Origin of the sequence: Flavobacterium salmonis, from assembly GCF_903819435.1 — a bacterium.
In the GTDB taxonomy this organism is placed as follows: Bacteria; Bacteroidota; Bacteroidia; order Flavobacteriales; family Flavobacteriaceae; genus Flavobacterium; species Flavobacterium chungangense.
Genome location: NZ_CAIJDP010000083.1, coordinates 130,219 through 148,234, shown reverse-complemented (window position 1 = coordinate 148,234; position 18,016 = coordinate 130,219). Strand labels below are relative to the sequence as shown.

The 18,016-nt window shown below is 33.0% G+C and carries 23 protein-coding genes; 20 read left to right on the top strand and 3 right to left on the bottom strand.

Annotation, left to right across the window (positions count from 1 at the left end; all coding sequences use genetic code 11):
* The first annotated feature begins 211 nt into the window (after window positions 1-211).
* Window positions 212-964 carry a hypothetical protein gene (locus tag FLACHUCJ7_RS19820; protein WP_180910165.1) on the top strand — a complete coding sequence of 251 codons (753 nt, stop codon included), beginning with the start codon at window positions 212-214 and terminating at the stop codon, window positions 962-964.
* Window positions 965-1,171: 207 nt separating this feature from the next.
* The gene (locus FLACHUCJ7_RS19815) at window positions 1,172-1,570 is read left to right on the top strand and encodes a hypothetical protein (RefSeq protein ID WP_078226561.1); all 399 of its coding nucleotides are present in this window, start codon (window positions 1,172-1,174) and stop codon (window positions 1,568-1,570) included.
* 126 nt (window positions 1,571-1,696) lie between these two features.
* On the opposite strand, the gene FLACHUCJ7_RS19810 is transcribed toward FLACHUCJ7_RS19815, so the two are convergent.
* Window positions 1,697-2,101: a winged helix-turn-helix transcriptional regulator gene (locus tag FLACHUCJ7_RS19810; RefSeq protein ID WP_180910164.1), complete on the bottom strand. Its 405-nt coding sequence runs from the start codon at window positions 2,099-2,101 to the stop codon at window positions 1,697-1,699.
* A 197-nt stretch (window positions 2,102-2,298) separates the two neighbouring features.
* Here FLACHUCJ7_RS19810 and FLACHUCJ7_RS19805 point away from each other — a divergent pair, with 197 nt between their 5' ends.
* The 13 genes from FLACHUCJ7_RS19805 (at window position 2,299) to FLACHUCJ7_RS19750 (ending at window position 10,336) form a co-directional block, all read left to right on the top strand.
* Window positions 2,299-2,646, top strand: coding sequence for a nuclear transport factor 2 family protein (locus tag FLACHUCJ7_RS19805; RefSeq protein ID WP_219634146.1), 348 nt, complete (start codon window positions 2,299-2,301; stop codon window positions 2,644-2,646).
* An 8-nt stretch (window positions 2,647-2,654) separates the two neighbouring features.
* A complete protein-coding gene (locus FLACHUCJ7_RS19800) occupies window positions 2,655-3,017 on the top strand; it encodes a DoxX family protein (RefSeq protein ID WP_180910163.1) in 363 nt (120 codons plus the stop codon).
* A 574-nt stretch (window positions 3,018-3,591) separates the two neighbouring features.
* Window positions 3,592-3,960 (top strand): nuclear transport factor 2 family protein, encoded by a 369-nt coding sequence (locus FLACHUCJ7_RS19795; protein ID WP_078226555.1) that lies wholly within the window; start codon window positions 3,592-3,594, stop codon window positions 3,958-3,960.
* Window positions 3,961-3,977: 17 nt separating this feature from the next.
* Window positions 3,978-4,400, top strand: a complete 423-nt coding sequence (locus tag FLACHUCJ7_RS19790) for a DUF1801 domain-containing protein (protein WP_078226553.1) — start codon at window positions 3,978-3,980, stop codon at window positions 4,398-4,400.
* 6 nt (window positions 4,401-4,406) lie between these two features.
* Window positions 4,407-5,504 carry an MBL fold metallo-hydrolase gene (locus FLACHUCJ7_RS19785; RefSeq protein WP_180910162.1) on the top strand — a complete coding sequence of 366 codons (1,098 nt, stop codon included), beginning with the start codon at window positions 4,407-4,409 and terminating at the stop codon, window positions 5,502-5,504.
* A gap of 87 nt (window positions 5,505-5,591) precedes the next feature.
* Entirely contained in the window at window positions 5,592-6,716 is a 1,125-nt protein-coding gene (locus tag FLACHUCJ7_RS19780; RefSeq protein WP_180910161.1) for a lactonase family protein, read from the top strand.
* A 70-nt stretch (window positions 6,717-6,786) separates the two neighbouring features.
* Window positions 6,787-7,329: a GNAT family N-acetyltransferase gene (locus tag FLACHUCJ7_RS19775; protein WP_180910160.1), complete on the top strand. Its 543-nt coding sequence runs from the start codon at window positions 6,787-6,789 to the stop codon at window positions 7,327-7,329.
* A gap of 61 nt (window positions 7,330-7,390) precedes the next feature.
* On the top strand, window positions 7,391-7,972 hold the full coding sequence (locus FLACHUCJ7_RS19770) for an LOG family protein (RefSeq protein ID WP_180910159.1): 582 nt from the start codon (window positions 7,391-7,393) through the stop codon (window positions 7,970-7,972).
* A 97-nt stretch (window positions 7,973-8,069) separates the two neighbouring features.
* Window positions 8,070-8,756, top strand: a complete 687-nt coding sequence (locus FLACHUCJ7_RS19765; RefSeq protein ID WP_180910158.1) for a DUF2490 domain-containing protein — start codon at window positions 8,070-8,072, stop codon at window positions 8,754-8,756.
* 18 nt (window positions 8,757-8,774) lie between these two features.
* Window positions 8,775-9,020, top strand: coding sequence for an SRPBCC domain-containing protein (locus tag FLACHUCJ7_RS25470; protein ID WP_230408882.1), 246 nt, complete (start codon window positions 8,775-8,777; stop codon window positions 9,018-9,020).
* 33 nt (window positions 9,021-9,053) lie between these two features.
* Window positions 9,054-9,242 (top strand): SRPBCC family protein, encoded by a 189-nt coding sequence (locus tag FLACHUCJ7_RS25465; protein ID WP_223255394.1) that lies wholly within the window; start codon window positions 9,054-9,056, stop codon window positions 9,240-9,242.
* 20 nt (window positions 9,243-9,262) lie between these two features.
* Complete coding sequence (locus FLACHUCJ7_RS19755) at window positions 9,263-9,640, top strand: iron chaperone (protein WP_180910157.1); 378 nt, start codon at window positions 9,263-9,265, stop codon at window positions 9,638-9,640.
* Between the two features lie 6 nt (window positions 9,641-9,646).
* Complete coding sequence (locus tag FLACHUCJ7_RS19750) at window positions 9,647-10,336, top strand: 2'-5' RNA ligase family protein (protein WP_180910156.1); 690 nt, start codon at window positions 9,647-9,649, stop codon at window positions 10,334-10,336.
* A 24-nt stretch (window positions 10,337-10,360) separates the two neighbouring features.
* Here the strand turns inward: FLACHUCJ7_RS19750 and FLACHUCJ7_RS19745 are convergent, their stop codons facing one another.
* Complete coding sequence (locus FLACHUCJ7_RS19745) at window positions 10,361-10,789, bottom strand: SMI1/KNR4 family protein (RefSeq protein WP_180910155.1); 429 nt, start codon at window positions 10,787-10,789, stop codon at window positions 10,361-10,363.
* 15 nt (window positions 10,790-10,804) lie between these two features.
* Entirely contained in the window at window positions 10,805-12,952 is a 2,148-nt protein-coding gene (locus FLACHUCJ7_RS19740) for a cation:proton antiporter (protein ID WP_180910154.1), read from the bottom strand.
* A 320-nt stretch (window positions 12,953-13,272) separates the two neighbouring features.
* Here FLACHUCJ7_RS19740 and FLACHUCJ7_RS19735 point away from each other — a divergent pair, with 320 nt between their 5' ends.
* From FLACHUCJ7_RS19735 to FLACHUCJ7_RS19715, 5 genes are all read left to right on the top strand, one after another.
* Complete coding sequence (locus tag FLACHUCJ7_RS19735; RefSeq protein WP_180910153.1) at window positions 13,273-14,700, top strand: L-serine ammonia-lyase; 1,428 nt, start codon at window positions 13,273-13,275, stop codon at window positions 14,698-14,700.
* A gap of 10 nt (window positions 14,701-14,710) precedes the next feature.
* Window positions 14,711-15,907 (top strand): SH3 domain-containing protein, encoded by a 1,197-nt coding sequence (locus FLACHUCJ7_RS19730; RefSeq protein WP_180910152.1) that lies wholly within the window; start codon window positions 14,711-14,713, stop codon window positions 15,905-15,907.
* Between the two features lie 49 nt (window positions 15,908-15,956).
* Entirely contained in the window at window positions 15,957-16,775 is an 819-nt protein-coding gene (gene panB, locus FLACHUCJ7_RS19725; RefSeq protein ID WP_078227918.1) for a 3-methyl-2-oxobutanoate hydroxymethyltransferase, read from the top strand.
* Window positions 16,776-16,911: 136 nt separating this feature from the next.
* Window positions 16,912-17,235 carry a four helix bundle protein gene (locus FLACHUCJ7_RS19720; RefSeq protein WP_317170934.1) on the top strand — a complete coding sequence of 108 codons (324 nt, stop codon included), beginning with the start codon at window positions 16,912-16,914 and terminating at the stop codon, window positions 17,233-17,235.
* A 56-nt stretch (window positions 17,236-17,291) separates the two neighbouring features.
* A complete protein-coding gene (locus FLACHUCJ7_RS19715; RefSeq protein WP_180910151.1) occupies window positions 17,292-17,981 on the top strand; it encodes an RluA family pseudouridine synthase in 690 nt (229 codons plus the stop codon).
* Window positions 17,982-18,016: the final 35 nt, after the last annotated feature.

The window sequence follows — 18,016 nt, the reverse complement described above, 5'->3', positions numbered from 1 at the left end:
CGTAAACTCAGTTTATCCAAATTTAATTGACGTACTAAGGATTATAGCTGAAAAGAATGCTGAAGTAAAATGATATCAATACTAACAGCTTTCGTGGACATTTAGTAGAATTATCGTTTTAAATTCTATATTCGTAAAACAGAGAATACGTTGATTGAAATTACGAAACTTTTACAAAGCCCAATACTACTATTCAAAATACAAATAAATTATGATCAAAAAATTAACTTTTTTAGCCATCATTATACTGTCTTTTTGTGCAAATGCACAAAAAAGCCTGATATCCGATTTTCAAAAGGCAGACATTCTTTTAAAAACAAACAATATTGATTCGGCATACTTCAAATTCAAAATACTAGAACAGACAATTCCCAAAACCGATACCCTTTACAAATACTCCCTGTGGTATTACACACTGACTACAAGTCAATTGGAATACGAAAACAGACTCAATGAAAAATTTGACAAATCTTTAAAATTGGGCATTGAAGCATTAGCAGCTATCGAAAAAGGAATCCCTTTATTTGATGCAGAATTTGCCAAACGCAAATATTTTATGATCAAAAACATTGTTGTGTCAAACTTTGGCTTAGGAGATTTTAACGAAGGAAAAAAATGGAAAGAAAAATTATACCAGACAAAAGAAAAAAAAGAACTTCCGGAAGGATTAGATGAAAGCTTTAATTTTGACTTTTTTAGGTTCGAAAATAAAAATATTTGGGCTTACGAATGGTTTCATCCATTACCAAAAGACAGATTTAGCAGTACGTTTACAAAAGTGGTATATTACGTTTACAGCACAGACGAAAATGGTAACGACAAAGACCAGCTTTATAGATTCCATGTTTTAATGTTTCATGGGAGTAACTTAAATTTCGATTATGTACTGACAAAAAAAAATCGAAACCGCTCAAAACGAATCCAGCGGAACACTCTATACATACACATACAAAGAGGATATTGACTTTGCTCAGCTGCAGCTCGATATTAAAGAGGCTTTAAAAGGAAACTTAAATCCTAATACAAGAAAACTTCAAAATCAAAAGTAATAGTTCTCCAATCTGGTACTCGTCTGTGAAGAGTACTTATTACATTATTGAACAAGATCAGGCCGTACTAGACTGAAGTTAACCAACATTACTTAAAAACCGAATCCAAAAGCAAAAAAATCATGAAAAAACCAAAACTGAGATTTGTAACTCAAAAAGCGATTGAAGAATTGACGAGAGATTTAAATTTTGCATTTGATTTGGAGGATTATCAGGATTGGGAATTTATTGTTGGGAAATCAGAGAACATAGAAAAGTATATTAAACATTACAATTTCGAAATTGACGACGATAATAAATTTGCGTTAATGGAAATTATAATTCAAGCAATTGAAGAACAAGAAAAAGATAATGATTTTGTAAAGTATTCAGAAATTGTTCAAAAATTGCTTTCAGAAAACTTTCAACTACACGAGCATTCAATATTTTATTGGTCATGTTTTGACAATGAAAACCTGGAAGATTGTTGGAGAATAACACCATTAATGAGAAGCTTGTGGAAAAAACGGAACGTCGGCTAATATAGGTTTGGGATTGATAAATACGTCAATCGAAATTATGGAGATAACTTTAATGGGTATATTCCTCATATTGCCGACACTCTAATTATAAAAGAAAAAAATAAACAAAACATAATTCAGCAGCTATTATTTTTTGTTGATTTTGTCAGACGATGATTTTCTTTCAGACATAATTTTCTCACGGTGCTGCATTCCCCATTTTGTAATCGCTCCCACAACTTCTTCCAGCGTATGACTATAAGGCAGTAATTCGTATTCAATAGTTACAGGATAACCATTTTCGACTTTTTTTACAATAAGACCATTCATTTCCAAATCTTTAAGTTCGCTTGACAACACCCTTGCCGAAATTCCGCTTACCTGTTTTTGAATTTTCGTAAATCGCTTGTTTCCTCTCGCCATTGAAATGATAATCATCAATTTCCATTTGCCGCCTATTACATATTGAGCGTCTGAAACTGCCCTTAAAATAGCATTACATTCTTCTGTAAATCCCTTACTATCTGTTTGATTCTCTTGTTCTTTTAACATAACTAATCTCTTTGTTAGTCGCTAACCTTTAAGTAACAACTAATAATTTGTTAGCAAATGTACATTACTTTTGGAAAATAATAGAAACAAAAAATATTAAAAAATTATGCCATTGGAAACTTTAAGAGCAAAAGAAGAATTAAGAGATTTAATTGATGCTTACGCCTATTTAGGTGATGAAAAAAATCCCGGAAGTGATGGATTTATTCACACAAGATATTAATTACAAGGTATATATGGGAGGTAATCTTGTGGCCGATGTTTCGGAAAGAGAAAACATGGAAAAAGACTTTAATGTATACGCTGCCCTTGTAAAAACCTATTTTACAATGAATGGACAGCATACTGTAAAAATCGATGGTACTACTGCATCAGGCTTGTCCTTTTCCCAATTAAAAATGATAAGAGAAGTAGAAGGGCAAGATGTATTAACTGATTACAGCGTAAAATATGAAGACAACTATGTATTTCAGGATGGTAAGTGGCTAATAAAAGACCGAATTGGCTATTTTATGATTATAGAGGCAAGAACCTTAAATCAATAATACTAAAAATGAAAACAAACAAAATTATTACCACATCGTTAACAGTATTGACAACGACAATCATATTTGTAAGCGGTCTTATGAAATTTATTCATCTTCCGTGGTCGGTAGCAGGTTTGGAAAAATATAATCCAACTATTTTAGGATTAATGGAAATGGCGTTTATTATCTTACTTGATATACCAAAAACAATAAAAATAGGTTTCATTCTGCTTTGCTGCTATTTTGCTGGTGCAATAGCTACTGAGTTATCCAGAGAAGCTTCAATGCTTAATCCGGCAATTCCATTGGTATTAATTTGGATTACAGCTTATCTTCGCGACAGCTCAATCTTTATAGGTTCTTCTAACTTATTAATTGCAAAGAAGTAGCGGACGAATGATTTTTGAATGAAAGCTTTGCGACAAAAAGTTGCAGGGCTTTCATTTTTATATTTATGCTATACGGCAAATCCGCTGCGCTAAAAAACGGTTACGACTAAACTTTTACCGACACCCCAAGTACTACTAAATAAACGTTTTTATAATACTAATTGAATTAGCAAATGAAAAAAGCATTAAAATATTTACACAATAATTACGATAATACCGAATTAACTAACTCATATGACTTAAGAACTGAAATAAAATGGCAGGAATAACGAATGTTCGCATTAGCAATGATATTTTCAACAAGCTTAAAAGCACCTCTTGACTATTCTGTTTTTGTCCTTAGGCAGCTGCTTTTGATTTAAATGAAATTGTAGTCAACAGACAAAAACAAAACCACACAAATTAACAACAACCTGCAATTTGGGTTTAATATAACACCCTGATAACCATAGATACTTCAACATTTATGTTTTAACGAAATCCATATATCCTTACCTTTCCTGCTTTTAGGCAGATAAAGTAAGGAATGAACACTTTAATTTCATAACTTAGATTTCTTTTAAAGCTATAAATCATGACTAAGAAATCTATAGCCCGAAACTTTTTAAAACTCGCTGCCACAGGACATTCACATGAAGCGTTTAGGCTGTACACAGGCAAAAATTTCAAGCATCATAATGCCTATTTTAAAGGAGATGCAGACACTTTGATGTTGGCTATGGAAGAATCTGCAAGAACCAATCCTAATAAGATTTTTGAAATTCACCATGTTTTAAGAGATGGTGATTTGGTTGCAGTTCATTCGCATGTCAAACAAAATTCAGCCGATTTAGGTACTGCTGTAGTTCATATTTTTAGATTTGAATCGGAGAAAATAGTCGAACTTTGGGACTTGGGACAGTCAATTCCTAAAAAAACTATTAATGAAAACGGAATGTTTTAAACTAAGACCGTCAAAAAATGGCAAAGAATAAAACCACAGAAACCGAATACAGTGTAATTGATTTTATCAATACGGTTGAAGATCACATAAAAAGAGCAGACGCTTTTGAGCTCATCAAAATAATGCAGAACGTAACTGGTTTTGATCCAAAAATGTGGGACCCAGGCATTATTGGTTTTGGAAACTATCATTACAAATATGACAGCGGTCATGAAGGTGATGCACCACTGGCAGGATTCTCACCACGAAAAGCAGCAATTTCACTTTATCTCTATTTACCATCTGAAAATAAGGACGAATTACTTTTAAAATTCGGAAAACACAAAGCAGGTAAAGGCTGTGTTTATATCAAAAAACTGGCAGATATTGATAGTGATATACTCCGAAAAATGATTTCAGCATCTGTAAACGAATTAAAAAAATTATATCCTTCAAATTAAAATCTCATGATTACCACAATAAGTGTTCTTTTACTTCCAATTCTATTGTATTTCTTACTGCACCCCCGATTCGGAAAAAAACCTTCCGGAGAAAGACTGGCTTTAATACAAAAATCACCTCAATACAAAAACGGAAAATTCGAAAATGAAAATTTTACTCCAGAACTGGCTGAAGGTTATGGCTATTATGATGTTTTAACCGAATTTTTATTTAAGAAGGTTCACCGAAAAACCCCAACTGATATTATTCCTTCCGTAAAAACGAATTTAAAGGAACTTTCTTTACATCAGGATGTTTTAGTTTGGTTTGGGCATTCGTCTTATTATATCCAGCTTGAAGGAAAACGTTTTTTAATTGATCCTGTTTTCAGTGGCAACGCATCTCCTATTTACGGAACAACAAAAGCCTTTAAAGGAACTGATATTTATACCTATGATGATATTCCTGAAATTGATTATTTGCTGATAACGCACGACCATTATGATCATTTAGATTATAAAACCATAATGGAACTGAAACCAAAAATAAAAAAAGTAATCACGGCACTTGGCGTTGGTTCGCATTTTGAATTTTGGGGCTTTCCAGTAGAAAATATTATCGAAAAAGACTGGCACGAAAAAGTAACATTAGATCAAAATATAATGCTTTATACTGCTCCATCAAGGCATTTTTCCGGCAGAAGTATCAATCGCTGTAATACACTTTGGACTTCTTTTATTTTAGAATCCAAAGATTTCAAAATGTATTTGGGCGGCGACAGTGGTTACGATACTCACTTTGCAGCAATTGGCGATAAATTTGGTCCTTTTGACATTGTGCTTATTGATAATGGCCAATATAATCCTGCATGGAAATACATTCACAATTTGCCGGAAGATGTAATAAAAGCAATGAAAGACTTAAAAGCAAAAAGGGTCTTTCCGGTGCATAATTCGAAATTTCCTTTATCTCTTCATTCATGGGATGAGCCTTTAATTAAAGTAACCGAATTGAATAATTTGTCTGAAAATCCGATTCCTTTAATAACTCCGATGATTGGAGAGATCGTTGAATTGAAAAATGACAAACAAGTTTTTCAGCAATGGTGGAAAGGAGTCAAATAATAAATTGTTAATGGTGAATTGTAATTATTAATTTAAACCATATATTCTTAAACTTCGGAATTTTTCACCCCATAAAAAGAAAAAAAATTGAACCTAAAAAAACACATACTCGCCCTTAGTTTACTAATTTGCACTTCTGTATTTTCTCAAAACACCTACGTCTTTTTAGGATCCTACAACAGAGATAAAACCGCAGAATCAATTCAGGTTTATCAGCTGGATACTTTAAATGGAAATTTAACTAAAATTACTTCTGCAAAAGACATTATAAATCCATCGTATCTCACTGTTTCTCCAAACGGAAAATATGTTTACGCCTGCACAGATACAAAGACACCAAACTCAGGAAGTGTAAGCAGTTTTGAATTTAATTCGGAAAATAAATCACTGACTTTTTTAAACAAACAGGGAAGCGGCGGTGAAAATCCGGTTTATGTTTCGGTTCATAAAAGTGGTAAATGGCTTGTAAATGCTAATTATACTGAAGGAAGTGTCTCAGTTCATCCTTTATTAGAAAACGGAAAAATCGATTCAATTGCTCAAAATTTTCAATATGCTGACGGAAGTGTTCATAAAGAAAGACAAACCCGCTCCCATGTGCATTCTGCTATATTTTCTCCTGAATTTGATTATCTGTTTTTGCCCGATTTAGGTGCTGATAAAATACGCTGCTATGCTTTCGATGAAAATAAAAAACAGCCTTTAACAGAAACAAAAAATCCGTTTACCAAAACAGATTTAGAAGCAGGACCGCGACATTTTACTTTTCATCCCAATCAAAAATACGGTTATTGCATTGAAGAAATGGCGGGTTCCATAAGTGTTTATCAATATGAAAAAGGAACTTTAACAAAGATCCAACGCATCAATACACATCCTGATAAAATCAAGGAAGGTTTTGAAAGCTCCGACATTCATATTTCGACTGACGGAAAATTTTTATATGCTTCAAACCGTGGAAAAGAAAATAACATCGCTATTTTCTCTATTGCTAAAAACGGAATTTTGAAAAATATCGGTTATCAATCAACTTTTGGAAATCATCCCCGAATTTTTGCCATTGATGAAACAGGGAAGTTTTTGATTGCGACAAATGTAAATTCCGGAAATGTGATTGTTTTTAAAAGAAACCCAAAAACCGGATTGCTTAAAAAAGCCGGAAAGGAAATTAAAATGGAAAATGTTTCCTGTGTTCAGATTAAACAAATTTGATTTTTTACTTCCCACTGATTTGAACTGATTTTTTCTCAATTACGACTAATCTTTTTCAAAAAACTAAAAAATGAATAAACCACAATTTAATTTACAGCCAGAAATTTTAGAAAACGAAATCACAAAATTAATTCCGTTACAGGAAAAACATTTTGAAGCATTATTTGAAGCTGCTTCCGACCCACTTATTTGGGAACAGAATCCTGTAAAAGACCGATATCAAAGAGAAGGTTTTAAAACTTTTTTTGAAATCATAATTACAAAACATTCATTCCTAATTCTCGATAAACAAACAAACGAAATAATGGGAACGACTAGTTTTTACGATTACAATCCCGAAAAATCAAATATTGGAATTGGCTACACTTTTATTACAAGAAAATATTGGGGCGGTCCTTATAATAAATCAAATAAAAGTTTATTGATCGATTATGCTTTTCAGCATGTTGATTCGGTGCTTTTTCACGTCGGAGCAGAAAATTTCCGTTCACAAAAAGCCGTTTTAAAACTCGGTGCAGAAAAAATCAATGATTTAGTGTTTCTGATTAATGGAGTCGATGTGCCTTATTTTGAATATGAATTAAAAAAGTTAAACAAAGTTAAGAGTTCTTAAAATTTTCCGTTTTTAATACTTCTAATATTTAACTCATAACACTTAACTTAACCTAAAATAAATGAAAAGAATTACAGTCTTTTGCGGATCCAGTTTTGGTACTGAAGAAATTTACAAAGAACAGGCAGCCTTACTTGGTGAAACATTGGCAAAACAAAATATAGAATTAGTTTACGGCGGCGCTAATGTAGGTTTAATGGGCGCTGTTGCAGATGCTGTTTTAAATAACGGCGGAAAAGCAATTGGTGTTTTACCCAATTTTTTGCGATCAAAAGAAATTGCGCATCTGGGCTTAACAGAACTTATTCTGGTGGAAAGCATGCACGAAAGAAAAACCAAAATGAATGATTTATGTGATGGCGTTATTGCGCTTCCGGGTGGTTTTGGAACGTTAGAAGAACTTTTCGAAATGATTACATGGGCTCAATTAGGATTACACAAAAAACCAATTGCCATTTTGAATATTAATGGTTTTTATGATTCTCTAATACAATTAACTGAAGTCATGGTTAGTAAAGGTTTATTGAAAGATGTTAATCAGCAAATGCTTTTGGTGAGTAACGATATTGATGATTTATTGAATAAAATGAATAATTATACAGCGCCAACCGTTGGAAAATGGATTGATAAACGAGATGTTTGATTTTTTTCAACATACTGATTTTCTATTTTTAACATAATTTACAAAATAACTTTCTTATCTTGTGATTCAAAAAAAACTGAAATTCCCTTATTCAAAAATGAAAAACTTAAAAGCCTTTTACCTTTTATTCACCCTTATTTTATCTATAAATTTTACAAACGCACAAGATACGGATACCGGAAACTGGTTTATTTATTTTGGAAATCAGGCCATCAATGAAAAATGGAACTGGCACAACGAAGTACAATATCGTAATTATAATTTTGCGGGCGATACACAACAATTATTATTAAGAACCGGAATTGGATACAATCTTACTGAAAACAATAATAACATTTTATTAGGATACGGTTTTATCAATTCACAAAATTACATTCCGGGAACAGACGATAAAACAGATAGTAATGAACATCGCATTTATCAGCAGTTTATAACACGTCAAAATTTTGGCAGGTTTTATTTGCAACATCGTTATCGTGTGGAAGAACGCTTTTTAAAAGATGATTTTCAAATGCGTTTCCGCTATTTTTTAGCTTTGAATGTTCCAATTAACAAGCCTAAAATGGAAGAAAATGCATTTTATATTTCGGCTTATAATGAAATATTTCTAAACGCAGAATCACCAACTTTTGATCGTGACCGTTTATATGGAGCATTAGGATATGTGATCAACAAAAATTTCAGAGTTGAAGCCGGTTTTATGAGACAAATTCAGGAAAAAACAGGACGTAATCAATTTCAAATCGTAATTTACAACAACATACCTTTTTTTAGCAGTAAATAACATTTCAAATCCGTAAGTATGGCAACAGTAAATAATAATTTTGCAAAAGCCGAAATGCTGATCAGAAAACCCGTTTCAGAAGTTTTTGAAGCATTTGTTAATCCTGAAATAACAAGCAAATTTTGGTTTACTAAGGGATCAGACAAATTAGAAGAAGGCAAATCGACTGTATGGACCTGGGAAATGTATGGCTTTTCGCTTACTGTTTTAACTAAGGTAATTGACGAAAACAAACGAATTGTAATAGAATGGGGAAATAGCTGAGAAGCAACGATTATAGAATGGGTTTTCAACTCGTTGGATGAAAAAGAAACTTTTGTAAGCATTACCAATTCTAATTTTAAGGGCGATACTGACAAAATACTTTCTGAGGTTCGAAATTCTACAGAAGGTTTTACACTGGTTTTAGCCGGAGCCAAAGCTTTTTTAGAGCATCAGATACAGTTGAATTTAGTGTTGGACAGATTTCCAAAAGGCCTGAGTTAATCATTCTAAAAATAATTATCATGGCAGCAATTCCTATTTCAAAACCGGTTAATATTGATGAATACATTGGAAGTTTTCCAAATGATGTACAGGAAGTTTTAGAAAAAGTAAGAATGGTAATTCATAAAGCTGCCCCTGATGCAAAAGAAAAAATCAGTTATTCAATGCCAGCTTTTGAACAAAACGGAATCGTTGTTTACTTTGCAGCTTTTAAAAATCATATTGGGCTCTATGCACTGCCAAGCGGTTATGAACAATTTAAAGAAGCACTCTCTAAATACAAATCAGGCAAAGGTTCCGTACAATTCCCATTAAATCATCCCATGCCATTCGATTTAATAACCAAAATTATAAAATTCAGAGTACAGGAAAATCTTGAAAAAGTAAAACATAAATAATCAAATATGAATTTATCTGAACATTATAATGAGCTTTTCAAAACATCATCTGAACTCATTTTATCTGAAAATTATACAATCGACCCAAAGATTAATAATGATTCTGATAAAAGATTTGGAGTTACTTTACTTGTCCGTCCCAGTAAAGAAATAAAGGCCAACGTACAGGAATTTCTGAAAGAATTAAAAAATATAGAGCCGGATCAGTATTATTACCCAAGCTCTGATATTCATGTAACCACTATGTCTATTATTTCTTGCGCCGAAGGATTTAAACTGGATAAATTTTCTACATCAAAGTATGTTGAAATCATTGAAAAAAGTCTGGTAGATGTCAATAAAATTCAAATTGATTACCGGGGCGTAACCTTATCTCCAGATGCGGTAATGATCCAGGGGTTTCCGACTGATGATTCATTAAATATTTTACGTGACAAGCTTCGTGATAATTTCAAAAATTCTTCCTTAAAACAAAGTATCGACAGCCGTTATAGTATTACGACAGCCCATTCGACAGTGATGCGTTTTCAGAAAAAATTAAAAAATCCAAAAAAACTAATTGAAGTCGTTGAGAAGTTCAGGAACCACAATTTTGGAAAATTTACGGTTGAAAAAATTGAATTGGTTTATAATGACTGGTACCAGCGCGAAAGAAACACTATTAATCTATGTGATCTTTATCTGAAGTATTTCTAGTTGAGTTTCAAAAGTGATTGCATTTTATAAAAACCATTCGATTCCTTTATCAAGTCGAATAAGGAAATCTGTAAATGAAACTCCAATTTCAGTATGATATTTAGCATTCAAATCAACAAAAGGTGAAATAATTATTTTTGCGACGTTATTTGAATCAAACACAATTCCAATAAATTCCCCACTTCCATTTGTACCAATTCCAATAGTCCTTTGTAATTCTTTAAAAATATTATAGCTTTTATTAGCTTCAATAATTTCTTCTAAATCCCAAAGTTTTATAAACTCAGCACCAATAAACTGATCAATTCCAGTATAATTTTCTAAATAAAAAATATAATCATCAGGAAGCTTTAAATTTGAATATTCCTCCACTTCTCTAATTGTGACAAAAGAGTTTTGATTATTTTTAGGGAAATCATATTTGTCAAAAATTAATTGCAAATGCTCATTCATAGTTGAAAAATATTTCTATCCCTTCTTCAAAATATTTCCTAAACCTCTACCAATTTGTTCAATCGCTTCAAGACCTTTTGTTAACGGTGTAGCACTAAAATCTTCGTAAGCATCCATAGAAGTTACTTTATTGTCGTCTTGAGGATAAACTAAAATCAAGTTATTATCGCTAAATGATTTTTCAAATTTCTGAGGCAATTTATCAAAAATAGACTGGTAGGAGACAGAGCCTTTTCTTGATAAGTTAAAAACAATCAAATCGGTTGGTTTAATTTCATCAGAAATTGCTTCAAAATCATCCCATTCTAAAATGCCTTTGAAACCTAATTTTGCATTCAATTTTAAACTATTCGCAATTTGCTGAATAGCCTGATGGGTTTTATATTCGGCATAAATTACAATCGGAATACTTAATTCCTGTGATAATCTGGATATTTTCTGCAATAAGAGATGAAAGCCAACGCCTCTTTCTGAAAAAGGCGGGCAAATAAAAACCAATCTTTTCTCTTCAATAAATGTCTTTTGAAACCTGCAGATGAACAAGGTTTTATCGACATTATTGATAATTGAATCTACATTTTCTCCAAAAATTTTATCCAAAAAACCGGTTTTTCTTGGCCAGCCTATGATTACGATATCTGACATGATTTCTTTGGAAGTTCGGGCAATTCCGCTAGCCGGATTATGGTCAATCCTGGCAATTGTATTAATTTTTATTTCAGAAGCTGATCCCTGAATAACAAACTTATCAACTGCTTTTTTATATTTTAAAATATTGATTTCGGCTTGGTCGTTGTTAGGCACAATCGTTAATAATGTTACGGGATTCGCCGATTTTTTATCTTTTATTAAAAGTGCGAAATCCAATAACGGTTCTGTCGCTGATGTTTTCGCTAACGGAATCAAAATGTGTTCATCTAAAATCTGGTCTTTATTCGCATCCTCATGAGAAACCTCTTCCTCACAGATTGCAATCTTTTTTGCCGCTTTTTCGGTAGCAAAAGAAGCTACAATACAAGTTACCAATATTAAGATAATAGTTCCGTTCAATATATTTTCATCGAGAATTTTTGCTTTAAATCCAACTAAAATTACGGCCAGGGTTGCAGCTGCATGTGCACTGCTCAATCCGAAAATTAACTGTCTTTCAGTTTTGGTATATTTAAAAACAATCTGGGTAAAAAATGCAGCAATCCATTTTCCAAAAATAGCCACAACACTCAACGTTCCGGCAACAATTAAGGCTGTTGGGCCGCTTAAAATAACACTGATATCAACCAGCATTCCCACAGAAATTAGGAAAAACGGAATAAATAACGAATTACCAATAAATTCAATCCTGTTCATTAACGCTGATGAGTGCGGAATTAAAGGATTTAAAGCCAAACCTGCCACGAAAGCCCCAATAATTGGCTCTACACCTGCTACCTCAGCTAAAAACGCCGCAAAAAAAACGACTGAAAGTACAAAAATATAATGGGCGTGTTTTTCACTTTCCAGTTTTTTAAAGAACCATTTTGCAATTCTTGGAATCAGCAAGAACATTATAGCTGAGAAAATAGCCAGCGAAACCCCTAATTTTATCCAGAAAGCCTGATTTAAATTTCCCTGACTGCTACCCATAATAACGGCCAGAATAATTAATACGGCTGTATCAGTGAGAATCGTTCCCCCTACGGTTATAGCAACAGCCTGATTTTTGGCAATTCCCAATTTACTCACAATAGGGTAAGCAACCAAAGTATGTGTTGCAAACATACTTGCCGTTAAAAAACTGGCATTAAAATCATATTTCAAAAGATAAAAACAAACCGGAAATCCTATTGTTAGTGGAAAAATAAAAGTAAAAAAGCCAAATAGCAAACTTTTATTTCTATTCGCTTTGAACTCATTCATATCCAGCTCTAAACCTGCAATAAACATGATATAAAGTAATCCGATAGTAGAGAACAAATCGACTGCAGAATTTTTAGCCAAAATATTAAGTCCATGCGGGCCAATGATAACCCCTGAAATAATCAAACCAATAATTCCGGGAATATTAATTTTTTTTAATAAAATAGGAGATAATAAAATGATGAAAAGTATCAACGAAAAAATCAATACGGGATTGTTAAGCGGTAATTCAAATTCGTTTATAAAATGCCTGAAGAATTCTATCATAATGTAATTTTAGCTACTGTGAGTTGATCTGTTTCTCAAAAGAATATTTTAAGAATTTAAGGCGAAACACCCAAAAGTCGCAGTTTATTTTGATTATTAAAAAACTAAAAAGATCAGTTTCTTGAACAAATATTTCTTCTACAAAAATACCTAAAAAAAGGCCGAACTTTCTATTAAAGGCCTATATTAAGCATTTAATTTTATTTCATTGACAAATCATTAATATTTAATATATTTTTTAACAAAACCGCAACATTAACAAACAAAAACGAAACTTCTTTGCATTATTCAACTATCTTTGTTTTAATAAAATTTGAACAATGGAAGAATGTATCTCTGTTTTCGATATGCTTAAAATTGGGGTTGGCCCATCTAGTTCACATACATTAGGACCATGGCGGGCAGCTGAACGTTTTTTAGAAGAGTTACGAAGCCAGTCTGTATTAAAAGAAATTACAAGAGTTAAGGTTGACTTGTACGGATCACTTTCATTAACCGGAAAGGGACACGCAACTGATTTAGCTGTTATGCTGGGATTAAGCGGTCAGGATCCTGAGTATATCCCAATCGAAAATATAGCCGGAATTATCAAAACTATAGAAACCAAAAATGAGATTATTCTCGGCAATCAATTCACAATTCCGTTCTACTTTCTTCAGGACATTATTTTCAACAAAGACTTTCTTCCTTTTCATGCTAACGGATTAAAGTTTACTGCTTATAAAACCGATAATACTGAATATGAATCTACTTTTTATTCTATCGGTGGAGGTTTTGTGGTTAAAGAGGAACGTACGAATGCCAAAATAAAAGAAGTCATAAAATGTGCTTTCCCTTTTCCGGTTCAAAATGCTGTTGAGCTTTTAAATTATACTATTTCAGAGAACAAATTGATTTCGGAAATTGTTTATGAAAACGAAAAATCCATGCGTACTGAAACCGAAATTCATTCGGAATTAATGCGTATATGGAATACTATGCTTGAATGCATGTACATTGGATGCCATACAGGAGGGGTTCTTCCCGGAGGATTGAATGTACGCAGAAGGGCCTTTGATATGCATCAAAATTTAATTGGCTTATCAAATTATAATGATCCGCAATCCTGGCTGGAAGAAATTAGAAAAACGGAAGTGAAATTTCGTCAAATCTTAAAATGGGTTAGTTGTTTTGCACTTGCTGTTAATGAAGTTAACGCATCCTTAGGTCGTGTGGTTACAGCACCCACAAACGGAAGCGCCGGTGTAATTCCTGCGGTATTAATGTACTATCTGGTAATTGAAAATCATAATGCCGGTGAAAAAGAAATCAAACAATTTTTGATGGTTTCCGGAGAAATTGGAAGTATTTTTAAAAAAGGATCTACAATTTCTGCCGCAATGGGTGGCTGTCAGGCTGAAATTGGTGTTTCGTCCTCGATGGCTGCTGCAGCGCTTTGCGAATTAATGGGCGGAACGCCTGCACAGGTTTTGATGGCTGCAGAAATTGCCATGGAGCATCATTTAGGTTTAACCTGTGACCCAATAGGCGGACTGGTTCAGATTCCGTGCATCGAAAGAAATACAATGGGCGCCATAAAAGCCATAAACGCAGCCGAACTGGCTTTAGAAACAGACTCTAAAAATGCCAAAGTACCATTAGACAAAGTGATCAATACGATGTGGCAAACAGCAAAGGATATGAATTCAAAATACAAAGAAACTTCTGAAGGCGGACTGGCAATTGCAGTAAATATGGCCGATTGCTAAAACTTATTATATGAAAAAATATTACTTTATAGCTTTACTGTTTTGCTCTGCTTTATTATACTCTCAAGATCGTTATTTTATCAATTCAGACACAAGGTTGTATACATCAGCCGATACTTCTTCTGAATTTTTGGGTTATTTTAAATATAGTGCACAAGTTCGTTTATTATCTGATAATCAAAATGGCTGGTATAAAGTACAAGCTGATAATTTTAATGAAGGATATGTTCGTGGCGAATTCATATCTAAATCATTAAATGCCAGAGATGTTAAAACTGTAGATAACGAAAATCCTATTATTTATGGTGGGGATCATTATCATGGCAGCAATCACCTTTTTGTTTTAGTCGCAGGGTTAAAAGCCAGAGCGTTACCTGATAAAAATTCAAAAATAAGGGAAGTTTTATTTACCGGCGACGCTGTTACTATTGGTTATCTTCCAAAAAATGAAGATGAATGGGTAAACATATCCGGTAGTATTAATGAAGAATATGCCAAGTTTACACTAAGAAAATTTGTCGGCAAACGACCTGATTTGAATGTTTTAATTAAAAACTTTGAAAAATTAGACTTCAATAATATTACAGAACGTAAAACGGTAAGCGAACGTATTGTTGAGTTGGCGTGGAATAGTGATTATTCAAAATTACCGCCAGCTTATGAAAAATATTATGAAGTTGTAAAACAATTAAACGATCCAAAACTTCTTACTGATACGGAATTAAATATAGCTTTAGCAAAAGGCCTGGCAAAACACAAATCACCTGAACAAATCATTGCCTTCTCTAAAAAAGCTGAATTTGTTTTAAAAGGAACAATGACAAAAGCTCTGTATTTATCCCAAAAGACCTTGGTCAGTACATTTGGAAAACCTATTAAAAAAACAACTATTAGTGATGATTGCGGGATTTATTTAAGCGACTTATTTTACTATTATCCGGATTTGGAAGTTTCTGTAGATGAAAAGAATAATAAAGCCGAAATAGTGAAAGTTTTTATAAATGAAAACAATAAATTGATAATCAGCCCAAATCATATATTAGACCGCTCAATATCCGAAAAAACATTTATTGAAAAATATGGAACTTATATTGATGCTTCCATAAAGTCTCCACACCATTATTCAATCATTACTGAATACAGCCAATTTGGAATTGAATTCAGAGATGGAAAGCTATTTGCAATCGAAATATTCTTCTATTGCTGATTCCAAATTTATATTTATTCAATACTTTTACATTCAAAAAAAAATAAAAATGTCAGTAGCAAAAAAAGATTATAAAAGAATCACTACAAAGTCGTTAATCGAAATGAAAAACCATGGAGAAAAAATCTCTATGCTAACGGCCTACGATTACACGATGGCAAAAATTGTTGATACCGCAGGTGTCGACGTAATTTTAGTGGGAGATTCTGCTTCGAATGTTATGGCAGGTCATGAAACGACTTTACCAATTACGCTGGACCAAATGATCTATCATGCATCATCCGTAGTTCGTGCTGTTGACAGAGCATTGGTTGTAGTAGATTTGCCTTTTGGAAGTTATCAATCTGATCCGAAAGAGGCCTTGCGTTCGTCTATCAGAATCATGAAAGAAAGTGGCGGACATGCCGTGAAACTTGAAGGTGGAAAAGAAATTAAAGAGTCAATCCGAAAAATATTAAATGCAGGAATTCCTGTAATGGGCCATTTAGGTTTAACACCTCAGTCTATTTACAAATTTGGAACTTACAGTGTTCGTGCCAAAGAAGATGAAGAAGCTGAAAAATTGATTGAAGATGCCAAAATGCTTGAAAAAGTGGGCTGTTTTGCCGTGGTTCTTGAAAAAATACCTGCTGATTTAGCCGAAAAAGTGGCCAAAAGTATTTCAATCCCGGTTATCGGAATTGGAGCTGGTGGCGGTGTAGACGGACAGGTTTTGGTTATTCATGATATGTTAGGAATGAACAATGAATTTAGTCCACGTTTCCTTCGTCGCTATCTGAATTTGTATGAAGAAATGACCAAAGCAATAGGCCAGTATGCCGCTGATGTGAAATCGACAGATTTTCCTAATGAGAGAGAACAATACTAGATTAGATTTTAGACTTCTTAGACATTAGACTTCTTAGATTGAATACTAAATTTTAAAATTAATCTAAGAAGTCTTAACCCATCTAAAATTCTAATAATCTAAAAAAGAATATGCATCAATTTAAAGAACTTTTAATTTGGAAAAAAATAGATTGTTTTGTTCTAAAATTTACAATGTAACTGCTTCTTTCCATAATGAAGAAAAGTTTGGAATTACAAATCAATTACGAAGAGCTGCTGTTTCTATTCCTTCAAACATTGCTGAAGGGTCTTCAAGAAATTCTAATAAAGATTTTGCACGATTCTTAAAAATTGCAATTGGTTCTGCTTACGAAGTAGAAACTCAACTTTTAATTTCATCTGATTTAGGATTTATTAATGAAGAAAACACAATAGAATTAATAAATCTACTGGAAGAAATAACTAAAATGACTTCAAGATTCAGAGCAACTTTGCTATAATCCCCATAAATTAAATCTAAAAAGTCTAAGCCAGTCTAAAATCTAATTAAGTCTAAATGAAAATTGTTTCCAACAAAAATAATCTCCAAATCCTCCACGAAGACAACCATATCATCGTGGTCAATAAACGTGTGGGAGATATTGTACAGGGCGATAAAACAGGTGACAAACCCTTATCTGATATTGTAAAAGAATACATCAAGGACAAATATAACAAACCCGGTGATGTTTTTCTGGGCGTTATTCATCGTCTGGATCGCCCAACAACAGGGATTGTAGTATTTGCGAGAACCAGTAAAGCCTTGTCAAGAATGAATGAATTGTTCAGCAATCGCGAAACTAAAAAAACGTATTGGGCGGTTGTAAAGCAAAAACCTCAGGAAGCTGCTGCCAAACTAGTTCATTACTTAAAAAGAAACGAAAAGAACAATACTTCAAAAGCACATTTAAAAGAAGTTTCGGACAGCAAACTCGCCAGTCTGGATTATAACATCATCAAAGAGCTTCAAAATTATACCGCTTTAGAGATTAATCTTCATACGGGCCGTCATCACCAAATACGTGCTCAGTTATCTGCTATTGGTTCTCCCATAAAAGGGGATTTAAAATATGGTGCTGACAGAAGTAATCCTGACGGAGGTATTCACCTGCATGCACGAAAATTAGTTTTCATCCATCCGGTTTCGAAAGAAAATATCACCATAACGGCTCCAACCCCAGATGAAACGATTTGGAATGCTGTATGATTTTTATGATTTAATTGTCAGATTTTCATTTTATA